This window comes from Arthrobacter sp. NPDC093125 (genome assembly GCF_044754225.1).
Classification (GTDB): Bacteria; Actinomycetota; Actinomycetes; order Actinomycetales; family Micrococcaceae; genus Arthrobacter.
This window is the reverse complement of the sequence record NZ_JBIVOQ010000005.1, coordinates 109665-130228: the sequence shown is the minus strand read 5'-3', so window position 1 is coordinate 130228 and position 20564 is coordinate 109665. Positions and strand designations below refer to the sequence as shown.

Annotated in this window: 19 protein-coding genes; 6 read left to right on the top strand and 13 right to left on the bottom strand. The window is 62.9% G+C overall.

The genetic code is table 11. The features are described 5' to 3' along the window. Positions 1-53: 53 nt before the first annotated feature. From ACIP9X_RS12220 to ACIP9X_RS12210, 3 genes are all read left to right on the top strand, one after another. The gene (locus tag ACIP9X_RS12220) at positions 54-1100 is read left to right on the top strand and encodes a LuxR C-terminal-related transcriptional regulator (protein ID WP_400480004.1); all 1047 of its coding nucleotides are present in this window, start codon (positions 54-56) and stop codon (positions 1098-1100) included. 366 nt (positions 1101-1466) lie between these two features. Continuing rightward, positions 1467-1730, top strand: a complete 264-nt coding sequence (locus ACIP9X_RS12215; RefSeq protein ID WP_400480003.1) for a hypothetical protein — start codon at positions 1467-1469, stop codon at positions 1728-1730. Positions 1731-2119: 389 nt separating this feature from the next. Next, positions 2120-2644, top strand: a complete 525-nt coding sequence (locus tag ACIP9X_RS12210; protein WP_400480002.1) for a DUF2087 domain-containing protein — start codon at positions 2120-2122, stop codon at positions 2642-2644. 17 nt (positions 2645-2661) lie between these two features. Here the strand turns inward: ACIP9X_RS12210 and ACIP9X_RS12205 are convergent, their stop codons facing one another. From ACIP9X_RS12205 to ACIP9X_RS12195, 3 genes are all read right to left on the bottom strand, one after another. Next, entirely contained in the window at positions 2662-3087 is a 426-nt protein-coding gene (locus ACIP9X_RS12205; protein ID WP_400480001.1) for a ChaB family protein, read from the bottom strand. A 44-nt stretch (positions 3088-3131) separates the two neighbouring features. Then, positions 3132-3935, bottom strand: a complete 804-nt coding sequence (locus ACIP9X_RS12200) for a GPP34 family phosphoprotein (RefSeq protein WP_400480154.1) — start codon at positions 3933-3935, stop codon at positions 3132-3134. Between the two features lie 176 nt (positions 3936-4111). Then, positions 4112-4924 (bottom strand): alpha/beta fold hydrolase, encoded by an 813-nt coding sequence (locus ACIP9X_RS12195; RefSeq protein ID WP_400480000.1) that lies wholly within the window; start codon positions 4922-4924, stop codon positions 4112-4114. Positions 4925-6631: 1707 nt separating this feature from the next. Between ACIP9X_RS12195 and ACIP9X_RS12190 the strand changes: the two genes are divergently transcribed. Next, entirely contained in the window at positions 6632-6796 is a 165-nt protein-coding gene (locus ACIP9X_RS12190; RefSeq protein WP_400479999.1) for a hypothetical protein, read from the top strand. 581 nt (positions 6797-7377) lie between these two features. Here ACIP9X_RS12190 and ACIP9X_RS12185 read toward each other — a convergent pair. The 3 genes from ACIP9X_RS12185 to ACIP9X_RS12175 form a co-directional block, all read right to left on the bottom strand. Next, on the bottom strand, positions 7378-8121 hold the full coding sequence (locus ACIP9X_RS12185; protein ID WP_400479998.1) for a cysteine hydrolase family protein: 744 nt from the start codon (positions 8119-8121) through the stop codon (positions 7378-7380). A gap of 652 nt (positions 8122-8773) precedes the next feature. Continuing rightward, positions 8774-9640 carry a hypothetical protein gene (locus ACIP9X_RS12180; RefSeq protein WP_400479997.1) on the bottom strand — a complete coding sequence of 289 codons (867 nt, stop codon included), beginning with the start codon at positions 9638-9640 and terminating at the stop codon, positions 8774-8776. After that, positions 9624-11393, bottom strand: a complete 1770-nt coding sequence (locus ACIP9X_RS12175) for an FAD-dependent oxidoreductase (RefSeq protein ID WP_400479996.1) — start codon at positions 11391-11393, stop codon at positions 9624-9626. The genes ACIP9X_RS12180 and ACIP9X_RS12175 overlap by 17 nt, the downstream gene beginning before the upstream one ends. A gap of 247 nt (positions 11394-11640) precedes the next feature. Between ACIP9X_RS12175 and ACIP9X_RS12170 the strand changes: the two genes are divergently transcribed. Then, positions 11641-12003, top strand: a complete 363-nt coding sequence (locus ACIP9X_RS12170) for a UBP-type zinc finger domain-containing protein (RefSeq protein WP_400479995.1) — start codon at positions 11641-11643, stop codon at positions 12001-12003. A 625-nt stretch (positions 12004-12628) separates the two neighbouring features. Here the strand turns inward: ACIP9X_RS12170 and ACIP9X_RS12165 are convergent. From ACIP9X_RS12165 to ACIP9X_RS12135, 7 genes are all read right to left on the bottom strand, one after another. Continuing rightward, positions 12629-13738, bottom strand: a complete 1110-nt coding sequence (locus tag ACIP9X_RS12165) for a zinc-binding dehydrogenase (RefSeq protein ID WP_400479994.1) — start codon at positions 13736-13738, stop codon at positions 12629-12631. Between the two features lie 71 nt (positions 13739-13809). Next, a complete protein-coding gene (locus ACIP9X_RS12160; RefSeq protein ID WP_400479993.1) occupies positions 13810-15189 on the bottom strand; it encodes an MFS transporter in 1380 nt (459 codons plus the stop codon). A gap of 172 nt (positions 15190-15361) precedes the next feature. After that, complete coding sequence (locus tag ACIP9X_RS12155) at positions 15362-16240, bottom strand: alpha/beta fold hydrolase (RefSeq protein WP_400479992.1); 879 nt, start codon at positions 16238-16240, stop codon at positions 15362-15364. Positions 16241-16245: 5 nt separating this feature from the next. Beyond that, the gene (locus ACIP9X_RS12150) at positions 16246-16620 is read right to left on the bottom strand and encodes a hypothetical protein (RefSeq protein ID WP_400479991.1); all 375 of its coding nucleotides are present in this window, start codon (positions 16618-16620) and stop codon (positions 16246-16248) included. Further along, entirely contained in the window at positions 16613-17515 is a 903-nt protein-coding gene (locus ACIP9X_RS12145) for an NAD(P)-dependent oxidoreductase (protein WP_400479990.1), read from the bottom strand. The genes ACIP9X_RS12150 and ACIP9X_RS12145 overlap by 8 nt, the downstream gene beginning before the upstream one ends. After that, positions 17512-17910, bottom strand: a complete 399-nt coding sequence (gene pcaC, locus ACIP9X_RS12140) for a 4-carboxymuconolactone decarboxylase (RefSeq protein WP_400479989.1) — start codon at positions 17908-17910, stop codon at positions 17512-17514. The genes ACIP9X_RS12145 and pcaC overlap by 4 nt, the downstream gene beginning before the upstream one ends. After that, on the bottom strand, positions 17907-19331 hold the full coding sequence (locus ACIP9X_RS12135; protein WP_400479988.1) for an NAD-dependent succinate-semialdehyde dehydrogenase: 1425 nt from the start codon (positions 19329-19331) through the stop codon (positions 17907-17909). Before ACIP9X_RS12135 ends, pcaC begins: the two co-directional genes overlap by 4 nt. A 280-nt stretch (positions 19332-19611) precedes the next feature. Here ACIP9X_RS12135 and ACIP9X_RS12130 point away from each other — a divergent pair, with 280 nt between their 5' ends. Beyond that, positions 19612-20505, top strand: coding sequence for a LysR family transcriptional regulator (locus ACIP9X_RS12130; RefSeq protein WP_400479987.1), 894 nt, complete (start codon positions 19612-19614; stop codon positions 20503-20505). Positions 20506-20564: the final 59 nt, after the last annotated feature.

Here is a 20564-nt window from a genome sequence, read left to right as displayed (position 1 = left end):
AATCCCAGAATTCAGGGAATGATTCGAAGCCACATCAGTGCCATACTGAGGCCGTGTGGGAGGAACGTGCCTATCGGGCCCGCCGGGACATCGCAGCTTTGGCTGCTTCCGGCCTGGGGGTCAGTGACTTGCACGCCGCGGCCATCGAGCTGATGGGCCACGACGTAAAGTCCGAGCTGACGTGCTGGGCCGCGATCGATCCGGAAACCCTCGTGATCAGCACCATGACCAGCGGCGAGCCCCGCATACCGCACGAGTATGAGCCGCTCTTGGCTGAGGCGGAGTACTCGCCGCAGGAGCCGCATACCTTCGCCTCGATGGCCAGGCGCAGGGAGGCATACAGCCGGCTGTCCGACCTGCCGCTGCAAGACCATGACCGGAGCGCCAGATTCAGGAACGTGTGGCGGCCACTCGGCGTGCAACAGGAACTGCGCGTCCTCTTTACTTCCAACGGTGTGTGCTGGGGTGCTGCAGGCCTGGTCCGCGCCGGCAAGGACTTCACGGACCGTGAAGTGGAATTCTTCACCGCGGTGGCCCCGGCCCTGGCCGCAGCAACGCGCTTAGCGGTGCGTTCGGAGATTTCCGGCCGCACCCAGGCCATTCGTCCTTCGATCGTAGTCCTGGATTCCCAAGGAAACTTGCGTTCGGCCACCCCGGAAGCCCAGCGGTGGCGGGAACGGCTCGACGAGATCGCACCGTACCGGTTCACGGTGGTCATGCGCATCATGTCCGGAGGAGCGCGAGGCGCAGCCTCCGGCGGTTTCCGGGCACGGATACGCGACGCCCGGGGGCAGTGGGTCCTACTGCAGGCCAGCCCGCTCGTGGGCGGGGATGACGACGGCGAGGTGGCTGTTTCGATCGAGCCTGTGCCCGGGGAGCAACTCGTGGGCATGCTGTTCGCCGCGTACGACCTCTCGCCCCGCGAAAAGGAGGTCTGCCGCCAGGTGATTGCCGGCTACCCGACGGCGGACATCGCCAGCCACCTGTTCGTGACTGCGAACACTGTGCAGGACCATCTGAAATCCGTGTTTGCCAAGACGGGCGTGCGAAGCCGTGGAGAGCTGGTTGCGCGGCTGCAGCCGAGTTTTGATTCGCCGTGATTGCTTCGCGTGGTCGAAGCCGCGCGTGCTGGAAAGCACCGGGTGGTGGCACGAAAAAGGGAGGCAGCCCGGCGGCTTGAGCTGCTTCCTTTTTGCCCTGGCGGCTGCCGGGGCGCTTCTCAAGGGGCCGGTCAGCGGGCCGGGAAGCGTTGTTCCCCACAGCCCGAAAACGGTCCCTCCCCCCAATGCGGACGCGGACGTCCGGAGACCCTTCATGAACCGATCCCGCTCCCCCCGAGCCAGAGAACGGTCCTCGAAGACTCAATGATTTGTCGAATTGAGGAAATCGTCAACTTACCGTCCAGTAGGAGTTAGTCTGTGACTGGAACCGTCGAAGTTTCCGACTGAAGGCTAGGGGGCCAGTTAATGCCGCACAGCACCATTATCGCGGAGACCGTCACGGCAGGGCCTGGCCCGGAAGATGCTGACCGCAGCGCTGCGGGCGGTATCCGGAATGCTGAAGGCGGCGTCCGGAGCGCCGGCTTCACGGACCCCGGACAAAATTCCGGGCCGTACTTGCCCGCGGAGAACCCGGATGCGAAGGACGGCCAGAACGCGCAAGATACGTGGACCGAAACAACGGAACCGGCGCTGATTCCCAAGTTCTTTCCCGTATATGCATTCATCTAAGGCACCAGCGCCGGGGCACCCGCCCCCTTGGTCAGGGCCAGTGCTGCCTATGGCCGTGGACGACGATGCTGCACGAACCTTTAGTTGACCGAGCGGGCCACCTGGACCATTGGTATGACTTCCCGCCGGAACCATCGGGATGCCTCCGGGAAGACATGCGCCCAACACGGCCAGCGCAATAGCCCAGGTTGTTCTCCGCCGTTTCAGGCCCGCTCAAGGATGTTATCCCAAAGACCATTTCACATCAGAATGTCAGCTCGGCGCCAGTTGCCCCATGAAGGGCGCCTTCCCTTTTCGGTGCCCCCTGCCCGGGGCTACGATTCTTCGTGTTGCATCGGCCAATGGCTGACCGGAACCCATCCGGCGTCGCCAGAGCAAGGGGAAGCGCTGTGACCAGAGGAACCAGGCAGAGCGGGCCGCACTGGCGGCGGGTGATGGCAGCACTCGCCAACAATGACGCACGGACCGCCTATGCGCAGATAGTGCTCGGAACCGAACTCGCCCATGTCGCTGCTGACCTGGGTGCTCGGCGGCGGGACCGGGCCATAGCCGTCCTCCTTGAGACGGGCCTCGTCGAACGGACTCCTGACAATGAACTGGAGGCGTCGGAGGTGATCTTCCGCGGTCTCATCACCCAACAACCGAAACGCCAGGCGCAAACCGGAGTTGCCCGCTTCATGCGCCTGGGCAGGATCGACCGGTACCCGGCCAATCAGGCGGAGCGGCGGGAGCTCCTGACCTGGATCGCCAACGAGGCGGTCAGGCCGGGCGAAGATCTCACCGAACGGCAGGTCAATGAACGGCTGCTCAGCTACACCGACGACGTCGTGTTGCTGCGCCGCTACATGATCGATTTCGGTGTGTTGGAGAGGACGCCGTCCGGATCCTCTTACTCCCGGCCAACGAAGGGCTAGGGGGCCCATACCCCTGGTCAGTCCCCACGCGCCTTCCGAGTTGCGGCATCGTTTGCCTTCTGCAGCGCCTGGACAAGTTCTTCCTTGTCCATCTTGGAACGGCCGTCAATGTTCAGTTCCTTGGCGCGCTTGTAAAGGTGCTCCTTGGAAGCGTTCGCGTCCACGCCTCCGGCAGTTGGCGCAGATGATTTCAGCCCCTCCTCCGCGCGCTCGTCCGAGGGGCCACGCTTCTCCTTTGGCTCCCAGTGGTCGCCCACCTTCTCGTAGCTGTGCTTTAGGGATGCGTAGGCAGCACGGGCGGCACGGCTCTCATCGTTGTCATACGACTCAAGGGCTGAGTCGTAGGTCTTAGCGAAAGTATCCTGGGCCTTCTGCTCGGACCGCTGCAGGGTCGAGGGAAGCTCTTCCTTACGGGCGTGGTCGTTCTTGCCTGTTTTGGGCATCCCACCCACACTCCTTCATCAGCAGGTTGATCAGTCCAGCAGGATCACAAAGTTGGGGCTTCCGCCTGCGCCAGTCTGATCATGAGAAGTTCGTCCTCAACCGCGCGGGCGGGCCAATAGTCCTTCGCCAGCTCATCCGCCCAGCTTTTATCTGCTGCCGGGAAAAGCTTGCCGAGCAACCCGGCCGCCTGAAGCAGCGCGATCAGCGCCATGGTCCTGGTGTCGGGTGCCTTGGAATCAGGCTTAGCGGGAGCAGGCGACGTGGCATCAGGGGCCCCGGCATCCTGCGCCATGGCATCAGGGTCCGCGGTACCCTGCGCCACGGCATCACGGGCCGTAGCATCAGCCACCCCGGTATCCGACGCCTTGGAGTCACCCGTCCCGACGTCAGAGGTCCCACCGCTGAGTGCTACCTCGATCTTCTTGAGGAGCTCCGCCTCCGGGGCGTGGTCCCTCTCCGGATAGCGCACGGTCCGGAACAGACCCAGGTGCTTCTCGCCGGCGTGTTCCACCAGCCCCCGCGAAGCCATCCCCTCGTAGACACGCCGCATTTCGGCGCGGCCCTCCAGCATGGAGGCCCAACGCTTGGGAGTGTGAGGCCGTGATTTGCCACGGATGAGATCCAGCTCGTGCTGTAACTCTGTCTTCGGGGCGGTGCCGGTAGCCCTCACGTGCTTCCCCTGCAGCTCGATTGCACCAATCAGGTCCAGCTCCGCCAGTATCGCCCCTGCCAGGGTGGTCCTGAGTACGTACATCGGCAGTTCGGGTGTGCCATCTTGATCGTTCGTTGCCAGAAGGAGGAAAGCCTGAGGAAGGTTCAGTTCCGCCTTCGTTGCTTCAGCGCGCATACGAACATCGTGGCGCAGTTGGCCAGCCACCACAATGGGGATTACAAGCGCGCCCCCGATGACGTCAGCGGTGCGGGTTCCGACGGCCGGCGCGAAGGCGGTGATGCCCATGACCGGACCCCACCAGCAGGCCATTTCGGCCAGCTGAATGCTCGTCCTCATGCACGACGACCCGATCACGCGGCGCCCTGCTGGACACTCCTCCAGAAGGCACTGACGCGGTCATTCCAGCGGTCAGGAACTTCTTGGAAAGGCTGGTGTGCCTCCCCTTCAAACACCTCGAACAGTGCTCCTGGAATCTTTTCGGCCACCGCGCGGCAGAGATTGGGGCGGCTGATCAGGTCGTTGCTGCCTGCCAGCACGAGTGCGGGTACCCGGAGATTGGGGAGTCGGTCTGTCGTTTTGTGGTCAATGAAGGCATCGATGAAGGCATGGATGTCTTCGGTGCTCTGCTTGTGGGGCAGGGCCAGCACGCCGTCGATAATTCTGTCGACCGTCCCGTCGTTGTAGGACCGGGGCGTGTAGGTGAACAGGAAATGGCCCTCGTGGAACGCCCGTTCGCTGGGTGCAACCTCGACTAGCCACTTCATGAAGCGCGCCCAGGTCCGCAGATAGTTGTCCATTTCCGTCCACGTTCCCTGCAGGACCAGGCTGCGGACCAGATCCGGGTGGCGCAGGGCCATCTCCTGGGCGATGACGCTTCCACCGGAGAAGCCGGCCACATGGGCTGACGGTATGTCATAAGCGTGGAGGACCGCGGCTGCATCGTCGGCCAGCATCTCCACAGACACGGCGCCCTCGGGCCTGGCGGTCCGGCCGGCGCCCCGGTTGTCGAAGGCTGTCAGGCGGAACCGGTCAGCAAGCCCGTCCAGCTGAAACTGCCACGACTCGACAGTGTCGCCGAGCCCTCCGAGTAACAGAACATCCGGTCCTTCCCCGACTTGTTCCGTCCATACGTGCAGCGTCCCGGCCCGCACATGTTCGCCCATTACCCAGCCTTCCGACAGCCTCTCAGGTAGGACTGAGATTAGACGGTACGACGCAGGATCACATCAACTGCCGGGCTATGTCGCAGATTCTGCAGGCTCCGATCTTCCACCCAGGAATGAAGCCCGGTGTACTCTCCGACGTGACTCTATCGTCCTCCTGGGCACCGACTGCGTTGCGGGTACAGTGTGGCGTGTCTTCCAGATGATGCACGTTGATCGGCACGGTGGTTGTTTCGAACTGCTGGCTTGCCCACCATGGATATGTGGGAATGAAGAACAGGCGGCACCGGATCGGGTTCGCCCTGTGCCTGCTGATCCCGCTCAGCGGAACTGCGGGATGCGTCTATGACTACCCCGAGCCCGTGCACACACCAACACCCAACCCCGTACACGCGCCCACCGCTGACCCCTCGATCGATTCAGGGTCCCCAGAGCCATACAGTGATCTGCAGATTCTGGAGCAGGAGGCCAAGAACTACGCTGAGCTGAACCGGCTCCTTAGGGCGTCGGCGGAGCCAATCCTCCTATTCGAAGTGGGGCCACTCGATGGACCCCTCAGGGGCTTTGGCGCGACAGCGAAGGTGCCGGCAACCGGGCTGTACACCGTCACTGCAGCCTGCGTTGGTGCTTCCGGTGCGAAGGTCGCCGTTGGACAGGAGCATCCCGGCGCCCCCTTCCGGCCGATGGAGCTGGCGCTGGATTGCGACGGGGCCACTTCGCAGGTTATTGCCGTTCAGCAGGGGTACCTTTTCGCTCATCTGGTGCTGCCCGGCCCGGGCGATACGCCGTGGACAGGGGCAGTGGGCGGGGTACACGTTACCGGTAAGGTGCATCACCACCGCTCCGCACCGGGCCCCGTCGTCCCTGAGTTCGCCGACACGACGTCTTCAGCGGTGCGGCCTGGCCAACTCTGTGGGACGGAGACTCCCGAAGCGAAACAGGAGAGCATAGCCGCATGCATATGGCCGATCTGCCGCGGGTCATCCGGGGCTGAAGTCTCTTGATCCCCTCGGACTCTGCCATAGGCCGAGCGTAAGACATCGCCAGGGATGGGAACAGGCCAAGGGGGGTCTACGTTGCCAACCGCTTCAGAAAGCACCTCGGCGTACAGCTTGGAAGGACCTTGTTCCCGCACTCCTCACCCCGCAAAAGAGGGGTGAAAACGGTCGCGGACTCTCAGGTGGCACACGCGTTTTCCAATGCCTGAAGCCGAAACTTCTTGTGTCCCTGAAGCTGACGGAGCCGCGAACCCGCCGCTTCAGAACGCCGGGTCCGGGAATGCATTCCCCCTGAAGCACTCCGGACCCGGCGGACACACAACGCGCGACCGGATCACGAGCAGGAAGCACCCATGGCAGCCGAAACGCTACGGCCGGCCCCGCGCAGCCGGCGGGAGAAGATCTACGACGGACTGGCCTGGCTGAGCGGCAACTTCGTGCTCCTGCCTGTGACACCCATCGGAAATGAAGACGGCTTCCGGTCCTCAGTCATTGCTGGCGCTGCCCTTACGCTGTCCGGAACCCTGATTTTCGCCTGGTTGTCCGGACAGGAGAGAAGGTCCCGGTTATCCTACGACCTCGGACGCGGGCTCATCGATGCGCGATCCGGCGCCCGGACGCGCACCCCGGTTCGCTGCAGGGCAGGTGGAAACCGGGCTACGCGCACATACAGCACGGCACCATCAGGTTCCAGAACCTGTACGTCGGCGTGGACGAGCCCACCGGCCCCATCAGCACCTTCACCGACGTCGGCGGTCTCAAGCCGGTGCCCATGCCGGAGAAGCGACCCGCCGACCTGAAACGGAAATGGAAGATCGTCGGCATGAACACGACAACAAAGAGTATTGCCGCGGTGACCCACCATCGACGGTAGCCGCGCAACGTGAACTGTGACATCTACAAGCACCCCCATACTGTCGTTGCCACGCCACTACAGTGGACCGGAGTAATCACCGGACTACCAAGCTCACCGTCCCGTAAGGATGTTCCGCTTAGGCCGATCGAGCCATCTCGTAGGGCACCCGATTGGGTGGAAGGGACTGCCCCGGCTTTTGTTGACTCAGGGAATTAGGAGTCAACAAACCGGGGGCACTCACTTCCAACTAGACGGTGCGCTTCTTCCAAATAGGTCGATATCTCATAGACGGCACCGACAAACTTGTCAGTTGGTGCCATCTAAGTCGCCACTCACACCAAAGGACCAAGCATTTTATCCACGGATCAATTAGGTTGTCCGAAGGACCAATTGTGAGATCCAACTCTAGTTGGATTATCCAGCGTAGTTGACCCCACCTTTCACTTGGAATGTTCGATCACCCGAAGAGGGCATTGTTCGTACCTAGTTGGCCTTTTCTCGACGTTGGTCGGCCAACGCTGCCTGAACCGCACTCATGGAAGCATGGCCGCCGAGCGAGCCCGACGAGGTCTGACACGGTGGTTACCCAGGGCCGAGACTCAGACGGTGGCGCTGTGACGAAGATCTGCCGGTGCGGCCGCCGTGAGCTCGTGGAGCAGCGCGGTCGAGGTGGCCACCCATCCGAAGAGTGTCTCGATAGAGAGCAACGATGCCTCGTGATTTGTCCGATCAGCCGCAGCACCGATGGGCTCCCCAGTGCAGTCTTCCAGCAGAAGGCAGCGGAAGTCCCGGAACATCGCGTCTCTGAGCGTCGACTCGACACAGATGCTCGTCGTGCAGCCCGTAAAGATGATGTCCCGGACCGCCTGACTCCGCAGCAGCCCCTCCAGGTCGGTCTGGAAGAAGCCGCTGAAGCGGTGCTTGTAAATGATGTGGTCCCCCGGTGCCGGCGCCAACTCATCGACGATGTCGGTGTTCCAGGTGTCGCGGACAAGCACGCGACTGGGGGTGCCGTCCGGCGCCACGACCGGTTCACCCACGCCCATGAACTGGTGACGTTGGCGGTTGGCCGCATGATCTGGCCCGAGGTCGGAAAGATCGGGCCGGAACCCCATCTTCAGATAAACGATAGGGATCCCCGCCTCGCGCGCCGCGTCCACGACGCGAACGGTTGGCCCGACGGCCGCTCGGATCGGGGCGATGTCGATGCCGGCCCGTTCGAACATGCCACCCGGGGATCCGAAGTCGTTCTGCATGTCGACGACGATTACCGCCGCGTGGGTGAGATCGAGACCGAAGGGCCCGGGCCGGGCCCCGACCGTCACCTTGTCCTGCCGTGCCATGTGCTCCCTCCTGGGACGAGGACGCCTCAAAGCGTCCGCCGCGAGAGCGGGAAGACGTTCGCGCTATGTCAGCATGTTAGGACTCGCATTCCTAGTGAGGCAACAGGCCGACCAAACCCATCCATGGTGCCGCAGGCCAGGCAGTCCCCTTATCCAGAACTAGTCCAACTTGCTCCGAAATATCTCAAGTAGCTCCGAAACACCAAAGGACCAAGCATCTTGTCCAAGGATCTTCAATTAGGTTGTCCGAAGGACCAAGTGGGTCGTCGTCCTTATACAAGAAGAAGAATGTGAGATGCCGTCCTAACTGAGCAATTGCTCATCGGCATGAACAGTGAGTTTTCGGCGTTCCTTGTCCTACAGCAGCAGAACTCGCTGACGGAGCTAATTGAACATTTCCGGAAGTACATCCGGTACCAACACGGGTTTCGCGATGTGCCGGAGGGCCCCCTCCCTTCCCCCTGCCGAAACAACTGCGCACAACAGCCTGGATGAAGGAAATGGCTAGGGGCTCGCGTCTCGGATCAATGTTAGGTGACAGGAGTTGATCCGCTGAAGGCCGAGTTGAGCAGGCGCAGCAGTTCTTCGGTGCCAGTCTTGGGTGGTCGGGGCCCGACCAGTCCGGAGGATAAAGCCTATGCGCGAAGGCCGCTCACGTGATTCCGGCCCGGGCTACCGGCGAACGGGATAGTTGGAGTGCCCATCCGCCGGCCACTCCAACGGCGAGTAGTACGGTTACGAAGCCGATCGCCGGTGCGCTCGGCCATGTGAGGGCGTCGCCATACCGCAGCAGGGCAAACGTCTGCAGAATGACGAAGACAACGGAAGTTAGGGCCACGGGGCGCACAGTGCGGAGGTCGCGACTCAACTGGCCCTGCGCGGCCGCCCACCCCAGACCGACCAGCCACGCCCCGACCGCCCTCGCTGTGAGCTCGGACAGTGGCCACGGCCACCACGCTGCGGCAAGAACGGGTACTGCCAGGAGCGCCACGCCATATAACAGCAGTACTCCAGCGATTACCGCCAGGAGCAACCGGAGCGCAGGGGGTAGCACTGGCCGTCCCGCGGTTACGGACTTTGAGGCAGGACGTCGGGACCGGATCTGCATCCAGCTGATGACGAGCATTGCCACGGGCACCAGGGCGTAGATTGCCAGCCACGCCCAGGTGGCTATTTGGGCGGTGGGGGCAGTGCTTTGCGACAGGTGGAAGCGATCGAGATGAAGCAGGGTGACTCCGAAGGTTAATGTCGTGAAGACGAACACGGGCCAGACTGCCAGCCTCGCTGAATCCCAACTCGCTGAGCGGGCGCCCGTCACCTCCAGGCCGGCGCTCGACCAGTATGCCGCCCCGAGGAAGACCGCGGTCATTGGCGGATTGACTGTCCACGCGAAGAATTCATCAGTCCGGAGCGGAAACACGAACAGCACGAGCCCGGCAAGAAACACGAGGAATGCAGCGACGTAGAGCAGCCATCGCATCGGCGGAATCAACGGTGGGACCTCAGTTGAAGCGGACATCATCACCGGGCAGCTCCTCGGGTGCGGCCGCCCCACCAGGGACAGGGGGCGAGGCACGCAGCGGGTTCTCGGCCAGGTAGGTGTGAAGCATCGAGACCACGGTGGCGCCGTCCCCGACTGCGGTAGCCACTCTTTTGATCGAACCGGCCCGCACGTCGCCGATCGCGAAAATGCCGGGCATGCTGGTTTCCAGCGCCAATGGCGACCTGTCCGGCCTGACGGACCCTGAGTCACTGACATCCCGGCCGGCGCCCGTGCGCAGAAAGCCGGCTGGGTCACGCTCTACGGTTTCGGGCAGCCAGGACGTCCGCGGCACCGAACCGATCAGCACGAACAAGCCGCCCGCTTCGATCTCCTCGCTCGGGGTTGCGTCGGCGGCACCGGATGCGGCCACCGTGACGGCGGCAAGGAATCCGTCCTGGTCGCGGGCCCCCACGATCATGGTGCTATAGCGGACCGCAATGTTCCTGGTGGCCTCCAGTTGCGAGATGAGGTACTCCGACATACTGACTGACAGAGTGGGTCCGCGCACCAGCAGCGTCACCTTCTTCGCGTACTTCGCAAGGTGCAGAACCGCCTGTCCGGCCGAGTTGCCGCCACCCACGACACAGACGTGCTTTCCGGTCATTGACGGCGCCTCGGAGACTGTGGCCCCGTAGAAGACGCCCCTGCCGACCAGGTCCTCCAGCTGAGGTATGCCGAGGCGACGGTAGTCCACGCCGGTGGCCACCACGACTGTACGGCACCGTACGACAGTGCCATCGGAAATCGACACAGCGTACACTGCTCCGTCCACGCCGAGCCCCTCCACCCTCCGCAGGAACAGGAAGTCCGTGCCCAAAGTCCAGGCCTGGTGAAATGAGCGGTAGGCCAGATGGGCGCCGCTCACACCCCGGGAGAAGCCAGGGTAGTTGCGGATCAACGAGCTGGTGCCGGCTTGGCCTCCTACAGCTTCTCCCTCCACGACCATGGTGGACAGGCCCTCAGAGGAGGCATACACGGCGGTCGCGAGCCCGGAGGGACCGGCTCCCACGACCACCACATCGAAGATCTTGTCCGCCGGTGGCGGTCGCGTCACCCCCATCGCTTCGGCGATCTCCACGTCACTGGGGTTCTCGAGCACAATTGGTGGAGCGGTGAACTCCAGCACCATGACCGGCAGCACGGGGTCGCGCAGGTTCACGCTCTCCAGCGTCCGTTCCGCCATTTCGGACCCGGCAGGGTGGAAGCCCACCGGGATGTGGTTCCGGCTCAGGGAGTCGCGCAACGTATGAGTCCTTTCGTCGCCTATCTCCCCGATCAGCCGGACCGCCTCGAACCCAAGCCCCTGGGCCAGGTGCCAGTCGTCGAGGGCGTCTGTAATCGCCCCATGAAATTCTTCGTCGCGCGATCGTTCGGGACGTATGATCACCAACTCGGCGTATCCCTGCCCGATCGCCCGGAATACAGTGGGGGCACTGGCGAAGTCACCCCATGTCACTACAACACCACGCTTGGCGGCCGGGTGAAAGCCATAGGCACGCCGCAGGAAATCGAGCCCACCGCGGTCAGCCGGTCCGTAGCACCCGAGTATGAGGGCGACTGGGCGGTTCCAGCGCCGGAGTCCCTCAAGCACCGCCCGCCCGTGGGCGTGGTCGGCGCAGGCCACCACCTCGTAGTCGGCACCGTAGCGTCGACGTAACTCATCTTCAAGAATGCGCCGAGAGGCTGAGTCCTTGGTAGCAATCAGCAGGATCGGAACCGAGTGATCCATGGCCGCCGTCTTTCCGGTTCAATGGTTCGGTGGCGCTCACGATACTCGCGCTGGGACATCGGGGACAAGGGGCGCTCGCTGTGTCCGGTAGGGTCCTTCGCCACCGGGAACGGAGTTGTATCAGGACCCGGTTGTCGCCTCGGTTCTGTCATTCCAAGGGCGCGGAGATTCTGCCAGAATAGCTCCCGACAGTGGGCAGGCGGGAAGACCTTAGCAGAACCGGAGCGATGGAAAATGGAGGACCCCCATGGAGGATCGCCCTATTCCGGGAATCAGCCTGGCCGCCACACCCAGTGGAACAGGGTGTCTGGAGTGCCTCAGCGGTGACGGCCCGGGATGGTGGCTACATCTTCGCCGCTGCGCCCAATGCGGCCACATCGGATGCTGCGATTCATCACCGTCACAGCATGCCAGTGCCCACGCGCGCACCGTCGGTCACCCCGTCATGAGGTCCTTTGAACCTGGGGAAGACTGGTTCTACGAGCACACCACGAAGAAGTTCTTCCGCGGCCCGCGACTTCCGGATCCTCAGTCCAGACCACCGGAGCAGCCGGCACCTGCACCGGCGGACAAGGTACCGGCAGACTGGCGAGAGCGCATACACCGGTAACCGCGGATCCAGAACCAGCCGCACTTATCCGTGAAGTTTATTGAGCATCAGTGCCCACACACAGCTCAGCACTGAATACTGGCGGGCTTGGTGCGGCATGGCCTCTCGTGCCCACCTCACCGGTGTTGTGACGATGGGTCGCGAAATCGGCCCACGAAATGACGGGGCGGACAAATGGCAACCGGCCATCTAACTTGTCACTACGCCAACTAACTCGTCCATACGCCATCTAAGTTGACATCTCACAAGATACTGCCAAATTGCTCAGTTAGGTCAGGGTCACAGGAACAAGAGAAGACGTAGTACGTACGTAACGTATGTGAGACCCAAGCTTATTTGGCGGAAAGCGCCAAATAAGCTTGGGTCTCACAGGCAGGTTCATGAAGGTCCATGCGTAGAAGCGGCCCTGCTGGTGGTCGGCTGTTGGGCTGTCGGCCGCCGCCGCAAAGGCTCAAAGGTCAGGTAGTTGCCGATTCCCAGGTGTCCTCGAACTCGCCGGCGGCGATACGTTCTACGGTGCGGCGGTAGGCTTCGGCGATGTAGTCAGCTGGTCGGTCACCGGTACATTTTAGGTGCGCATCTGCTTTCCTTTTCAGGATGCAGGGGCCAAAGGATTGTGGCGTGTTCAGGCAATTGTCTCGCCCATGAGAATCGCAGCGCGGGTGACTTCGCGGGCCAGGGACTTTTCGAGGGCATCTTCGACACCGTCCAAGGTGAACGTCGCGTCGACCATGGCATCGAAAGGGTATTTGTCCTGATGCTCGGTGAGGAAGGCCAGTGACTTGTGTAGGTAGCGGCCTTCATAGCGGTCCACGTGCTTGATGGTGAGGGCCTTGCGGGTGACGTAGCCGGGATCGAAGGGGATCGTTTTTCCGGGGGACAGGTTGCCCATGACCAGGTAGCGTCCGCCGCGGCGGATCTGGTGCAGCCCTTCGGCGAAGGCGTTTGGAACGCCTGTCAGTTCAATGGCGACGTCGGGACCCTGGCCGTCGGTGAGTTGCTGGATGGCGGTGATCCTATCCTCCAGGTCCGGGATGTCTGTCATGTTGATGGTGTGGCTGGCGCCGAAGCACCTGGCTTGTTCGAGTCGGGAGCTGGAGGGGTCGATCACGATGACGGTGGTGCCGCGTTCCTTGGCGACTGCGACGGCGTTGAGGCCCAGTCCGCCGGCTCCCTGGATGAGCACCGTTTCGCCGTATTGCAGGCGTATCTGGTCGATGCCGAACGTTACTTGGGAGAGGGCGCAGTTGGCGCTGGCTGCGACGGAGTCGGGGATTTCGTCGGGGACTTTGTAGACGTGCTGGCTGGGGTGGATGTAGTAGTGGGTGCCGAAGGCGGCGTGGAAGTGGGGTGCTTCGGTTGGCTGTTTGCTGAAGAATTCGTAGGCGTTGTCGCAGAGGTTGGGTTGTCCGCCGAGGCATCGGGCGCAGCGGTCGCAGGTCTGGAAGTAGGTGGCGACGATGCGGTCGCCTGTGTTGAGTGGCTGGCCGGCGTTGTCGGTGGGGCGGCCATCGCCGATGGCGGCGACAGTGCCGACCATTTCGTGGCCGAGGCCGCCACTCCTCTTGACGGGGTGTTTGCCGTTCCAGATGTGCAGTTCGGAGCCGCAGACGTTGGCCCGGGTCACCTTCATCAGGATCGCACCGGGTTCGGGGGCGGGGAGGGGGTACTCGGCGTAATCGAGTTCCCGGGGGCTGGTCATGACGGCAACGCGGCCGTACTCGATTTCAGGCATTGAGCATCCGTTTCGTTGGACGGCAGTTGCCGGGGGCTTGTAGGCTCCCGGCAACTGCCTGATCGTGGTTGTTAGTGGGCTGTCTTGTCGGCGGGGGCTGCCCCGGGGACGGCCGGGATGTGTACGGGGTCCGCAACGTGCTGGTGCTTACGGGAGAACAGGACCGCGAGGCCGGACAGGACGCAGGGGATTGCTCCGAAGAGGAACGCTGCGGTGGCCCAGTTGCCGCCGCCCGTGAGCAGGGTGGCGGCCAGGGCGCTGGAGACGATCGCACCGATAGGGCCGACGGCGGCGACGAACGTTGCTCCGCGGCCCCGGATGCGGGTGTCGTAGCTTTCACCGACGAAGAACAGCACGCAGGAGTAAGGGCCGATGAGGAAGAACGTTCCGAGGCTGTAAAGAGCGACGACGGTCCAGAAGTCACTGGGGCCAAAGATCATGGCGGTGAACACGATGCCGCCGGTGATCCAGCCGAACGCGATGACGTTACGACGCCCGAACCTGTCGCCGAGGAGTCCGTGGGTGAGGTAGCCCAGGTAGGCGATCACGTTGGACATCAGGAGGATGACCAGCGAGTTGGTGAAGGACACGTTGTGGACGCTGACCAGAACCGTGGTGCCGAGCACGCTGAAGACCTGGACGGGGAAGTAGTTCAGGATGTGGCCCAATCCGAGGGCAAGGGTGGTGCGCAGGCTCCGGCCGCGGAAGACGTCAGCGAGGGTGCTGCGGGTTTCGTGCTCTTCGATCCCGAGTGCGGCGGAGAGGTTTTCCGCGTCGGCCTTGTGGCCCGCCTTTTGGAGGCGGCGGATCTTCTGGATGGATTCGAACTGAGGGGATTCACGCAGTTTGCGGGCCAGGGCGGCGACGATTAGGGAGGGGATGGCTGCGAAGACGAAGCAACCGGCCCAGCCGATGACCGGGAGCAGGACGGCGGTCAGCGCCGCGGCGAGAATGGCACCGATCGGCCAGCCACCCTGAACCAGGGAGTAGATGAATCCCTGGCGCTTCTTGATCCGCGGGTCATCGGAGGCGCCGTAGAGCTCGCTGAGGTAAGCGCCGTTGACGCCCTGTTCGGACAGGCCCAAACCGCTGAGGGACCTGATGGCGATCAGGACGGAGACCGGAACGATCCCGCCGAGGGCGGTCAGTGCAGAGGCGATGCCTGCTCCGGCGGTGGTGAAGGCGAGGCCGGCTTTACGGCCGAACTTGTCCACGACGGGTCCTGCGATGAGGCCCATGCCGACGGCGCCGACGGACATCCAGGTGACCATGGTGGCCTGTTCGGCTTCGTTCAGGCCGAGGTCTTTGCCGAGTTCGGGCAGTAGCGTGCCGAAGAGGATGAAGTCATAGACGGCGAACGCCCAGGCCAGGAAGCAAAGGACGGTCGCGAATTTGATTTGCCGGTTGGTGACGTGAGCGGGCCGCCAAGCCGTGGTGTTTGTTGAGGACATGATCCAGCTCCATTGATGGGTACTGATGAAATGTGATGGGGATTACACCTGTTTTTGGGTGTGACTGCCTAAGGACTTGGCGGCAGCGGGGCCCTGGAAACGGTGGTTGCGCCGGGATGATGGGCGCTATGTGCGGCGGGCCGGTCAATGCCGGCCCGCCGGAGGGTGGGTCCTAGGCGGACTTACCTTCGATTTCTTCGAGGATCGGCAGGAGGAACTTGCGGAACTCGGTGTAGTTCTCGGTGACCGGGAAGTGGCCGAGCTTTGGCATTTCCCAGAACTTTGAGCCCTTGACCAGGTTCGCGGCTTCCTTAGTGTCGGCCGGTGAGGTGTTGGGGTCGTATTCGCCGGTGAGGAAGTACAGCATGCACTTGCTTGTGTCGATCGCTGCAGCTTCTTCGGGGCTGACGTTGTGGTCGTAGTAGTAGTAATAGAGGTCTCCGGCGAAGACTCCGGGCCCGCCGCACTGGTACTCCCACTGGATCTCCCGGACGTTCTCCTCTGGGGAGTACGGGGAGATGTTCAGCAGCATCGCGGCACCGGTGGAGGTGCGTGAGACGTTGGGGTTGTCGAATTCACGGCGGATGCCGTCCATGCCGACTTCCACGTATTCGGCGGCGGAGCGCAGGGCGCCTTCGACCGAGATCGTGGCGCGGTAGCGGTCGTTGAAGTTGGAGGCTAGGTCGATGGCCAGGTGCCCGCCCATGGAGCTGCCCATGTATACGGGGCGGTCCAGTTCCAGAGCTTCGGAGAGGGCGTTGGGGAAGGCCATCATGCGGGATTTGGTCATGTTGTATTCGCGGGTCCACCATTTGTCCCCGTGCGGGGGTAGTGACTTGCCGTGGAAGGGCAGGTCGAAGGCGATGACCCGGTAGCGGGAGGTGACCTCTTCATCGTTAAGCAGGTGGCGGTACTGGCGGCCGTCCGAGCCTGCGGTGTGCCCGACGATCAGCGGGATGCCCTGGCCGGCTTCTTCGTAGTAGACCCGGTATTCGATGTCTTCGACGGTGAGGTAGACGTAGCCACCTTTGATGGGTTCGAACTTTGCCATGGCTATTACGCTCCTTCGCGGTTGAGCTGGCGGAAGATTTGCATGAGCCGGTTCAGGGCCGGCAGGTAGGCGTAGAGCTGGTGGGTGTTGCTCAGCAGCACGCCGTGCTTGGCGGATGAGCTTTGCAGGGACTGGAAGAACGGCCGCGGGTACTCGGCGGTCATGTCCTGCCACTGCTCCTCGGTGCCCTTGATCCAGATCGCCGCGCCCTGGGGGTCGGTGTCGGAGGGTTCGACGGAGAGGAATTTGCCGTCGTCGTAGGTGGCCAGCCAGGCCTTGTCGCCGATGGCGACGTGCAGGTTGCCGGTGTAGTAGCGCATCTCGCGGTTGAACTCGAAGTCCTTGGTCGCGGTCTGCAGCACCTGTGCGAAGTCACGCATGGATTTGCCTTTCATCGTTGAAAGCAGGGGTGGGGGTGGCGAGGTATTCATACATCCTCGTGTGGTCTTCGGCGTCGTGGCCGGCGTCGAGGACGGACTGCCAGATGGCTTCGCAGTCGTGGCTGAAGCGGGCATCAACGCCCAGGGAATCGGCGAGGGCCGTGGCGATTTTGATGTCCTTGGTCATCAGCCCGATCGGGAACCCAGAGCCGAATGTGCCCGAAAGCATGAACTGGGCGACCTTGTTCTCGGAGGTGTTGCTCCGCCCGGAGGAGGCGTTCAGGACCTGGGTCAGGGTGGCCGGGTCGATGCCGAAGCGTTCACCGACGCGCAGGGCTTCGACGGTGGCTGCGACCGAGGCTGCGGAGACCAGGTTGTTCAGGGCCTTGGCGGCGTGTCCGGAGCCGGCGTGGCCGACGTGGATGACGGATTTGCCAAGGACTTCGAAGAGCTCGGTGGCCTGGTCCAGATCGTGCCAGCGGCCTCCGACCATGATGGCGAGCTGACCGTTTTGTGCTCCGCGGACGCCGCCGGAGACGGGGGCGTCCAGGTAGCGCATGCCCTGGTGTTCGAGCCGGGCGCCCAAATCGCGGGAGCGGATGGGTTCGGAGGAGGACATGTCGATGAACAGGGTGTTCAACGAGGCGGCCGCGGCTACTCCCCCGGTCAGGACGGCTTCGACGATGTCGGAGTTGGGCAGCATCGTGATGATGATGTCCGCGTCCTGCCAGGCTTTGGCGTCCGGGGCCGTGCGTGACGTGGGGTGCTGGTCCTGGAACCGCTGAACCACGCCCTTGTCGCGGTCGTCCACGATCAGGGTGTGGTTCGCGTCGGCGAGCCGGGAGGCCATGGGGAAGCCCATGTTGCCCAGGCCGATGAAGCCGATGGTGCTCATGCTTCGGCTTCCATTTCTTTGAAGACTTCACGGGCGAGGCGGAAGCTTTCCAAAGCGGCGGGGGCGCCGCAATAGATGGCGACCTGGAGGAAGACTTCCTTAATCTGCTCCTTGGTGACACCGTTGCGGACCGCGCCGCGGACGTGGACCTTCAGTTCGTGGGGCCGGTTCAGGGCGCTGATCATGGCCAGGTTGATCAGGCTGCGCTCTGCGCGTTCCAGGCCTGGGCGGTTCCAGACGTCGCCCCAGCAGTACTGGGTGACGAGTTCCTGCATGGGCATGGAGAACTCGTCGGCGCTGTCCAGGCTGCGCTGGACGTATTCGTCGCCGAGGACTTCGCGCCGGGTGGCAAGGCCCTTGTCGAACAGTTCCTGGTTGATGGTCGTGGTGCTCATTGTGCTACTCCTTGTGCTGCTTCCTTGGCGGCGTTTAGCGGGGTCTGGTCCCACACCGCCTGGATATTGGTGAATTCGTGGACGCCCAGGTAGGACAGTTCCCGGCCGAAACCGCTCTTCTTCACCCCGCCGATCGGGATCCGGGGGTCCGAGACGGAGAGCCCGTTGATGAAGACCCCGCCGGCGTCGATCTTCCGGGCCATGGCGCGGGCCTTCGCACTGTCGGCAGTCCAGATAGCGGCGCTGAGCCCGAACTCGGAGTTGTTGGCCTTGGCCAAGGCGTCCTCTGCGTCTTCGGCGGCGATGACAGTGGCGACCGGCCCGAAGATCTCCTCTTTGAAGGCGGTCATGGCTTCGGTGACGCCGGCCAGGACGGTCGGGGCGTAGAAGGACCCGGGGCCGGGGATGCGGTGGCCACCGGTCAGAAGCTCCGCTCCTTCGGCAACGGAGCGCTTGACCTGGTCGTCCACGTCCAGCAGGCCTTCTTCTTTGGCCATCGGGCCGACGAAGGTTTCCGGGTCGCTAGGGTCCCCGACTTTGAAGCTTTCGACCCGTCGTGCCAGTTTGGCGGTGAACTCGGCATAGACGGGGCGTTCGACGATGATTCGCTTGGCCGAGATGCACACTTGGCCCGCGTTCACCATGCGCCCGGTGGCCGCAGCGTCGACCGCCTTGTCCAGGTCGGCGTCGGCCAGAACGATGAACGGGTCCGATCCACCAAGTTCCAGGATGACCTTCTTCAGGGCACGGCCGGCCTCCGCTGCCACGCTTTGCCCGGCAACGGTCCCGCCGGTCACTGCGACACCCGTGATGGCCGGATTGTGGATGATCGCCGGGACCTGGTCACGGTCGCAGTTCACTACCGCGAAGGTGCCCTTCGGAAGCCCTGCTTCCTCCCACAGTGACTCCAGCGCCAAGGCGCAGCCGACGACATTCGACGCGGGCTTAAGGAGGTAGCCGTTGCCGCCGAGGATGATGGGGGCGGCGCCCCGGAAGATCTGCCAGACGGGGAAGTTCCACGGCATGATCGCCAACACCGTGCCGGTGGGCAGGTAGGAGACGTAGGCTTCCGGGCCGATGGTCGTCGCCGTGTCTTCCAGCATGGCCGGCCCGTTCTCGGCATACCAGTCCAGCATGTTCGCGCACTTGGTGACCTCTGCCTGGGCCTGCGTAACGGGCTTGCCCATTTCGGCGGTGATCACGTTGGCGAGCTTGGCCATGTCCCGGCGCAGCAGTTCCGCAAGACGGCGGAAAACCTCGGCCCGCGCTGCAGGAGTTGTGTCGCGCCAGTTAGCGAATCCCTCAGCGGCTGACCGGACAACGTTCGCCACGGCCTGCTCGTCCAAGTAGGGGTAGGTCGCAACGTCTTCGCCGGTGGCCGGGTTCGTCGACTTCGCGACGGCAACTTCGATGGTGCCCATAATGGTGTTCCTTCAAGATCGTGTGATGGGGCTAACAACGACTCTAGAAGCCTTCGACACTTTGATAAATAAGAAGTTTCCGAAGTGTCACTTCTCCAAAACAGAACGATGGGAGGAGGGGGTGCCTCTCCCGCTTTTTCCCTTGCTCCATACAGCTCTTTTGGTGGGCGATGAAGCGGCACCTCGTATACAGACGCTTGAATTGCTGCGCTAAGGCTGTCATCATTCTCTAAACATGATGCTTCAACGCGCATCACTTCAGTTAGAGAGAACGAGGACAATGGAGATCTCGCAGCTGGAAATCTTTCTTGCCGTGGCGGAGACAGGCAGCATCACCAAAGCCGCCAATAAGCTTCTTCGCGCCCCTTCGAACGTTTCCACCCGGATCCAGCAGTTGGAGCGGGAACTTGGGGTCAAGCTCCTGGTCCGGGACAAGCGGCAAAGCTCCCTCTCAGCCGACGGGGAGATCTTTCGGGATCATGCCCAAAAGATCATCGACATGTGCAACGACGCCAAAGCCTTCACGGCCCAGGGCGAACCCCGCGGCAAGTTCCGTCTCGGCGCCCTTGAAAGCACTGCGGCGGTGCGAATACCGCCGATCCTGGCCAGCTTCCATCTCCGTTACCCCGCGGTCGACGTGGAGCTCGAAGCAGGCTCATCGGGAGTGCTGTTCGATCATCTGCTGAACGGGCAACTCACGGCAGCATTCTCTGACGGAAAGCCAGCCGTGCCCTCACTGACGGGGATTAGGGCATTTGCCGAGGACCTCGTGATCCTCACCCCGCAGACGGTCACAGAAATCGACGACGACTTCAAGGCCTCCCACCCGACGGCGTTCATGTTTGGCACCATTTGCTCCTACCGCCAGCGCTTTGAGGATTGGCTTGATTCCCAAGGAATGGTTCCTGGAAGGATCGTGGAGATCTCCTCGTACTACAGCATGCTCGCGTGCGTAGCGGCCGGCGGCGGGATCTGCATGATGCCCAAATCCCTCCTCGAGACGCTGCCCGGAGCAAGCCGTGTTCAGGTGCATGAGATCGAAGGCAGTCTCGGCACGGCAGAAACGTGGCTGATGTGGCGGCGGGATTGCCGTTCCGCGAACCTTAAAGCCTTCATCACCGAACTCAAGGACCACCTCAACACCGCAAAGCAGACCGTCCCCGCAGCCGCCTAAAGTCCGACCACCAGGATCAGCAGCATCCCGTACCGCCGAAGGTAAAAGCCCCGCGTATT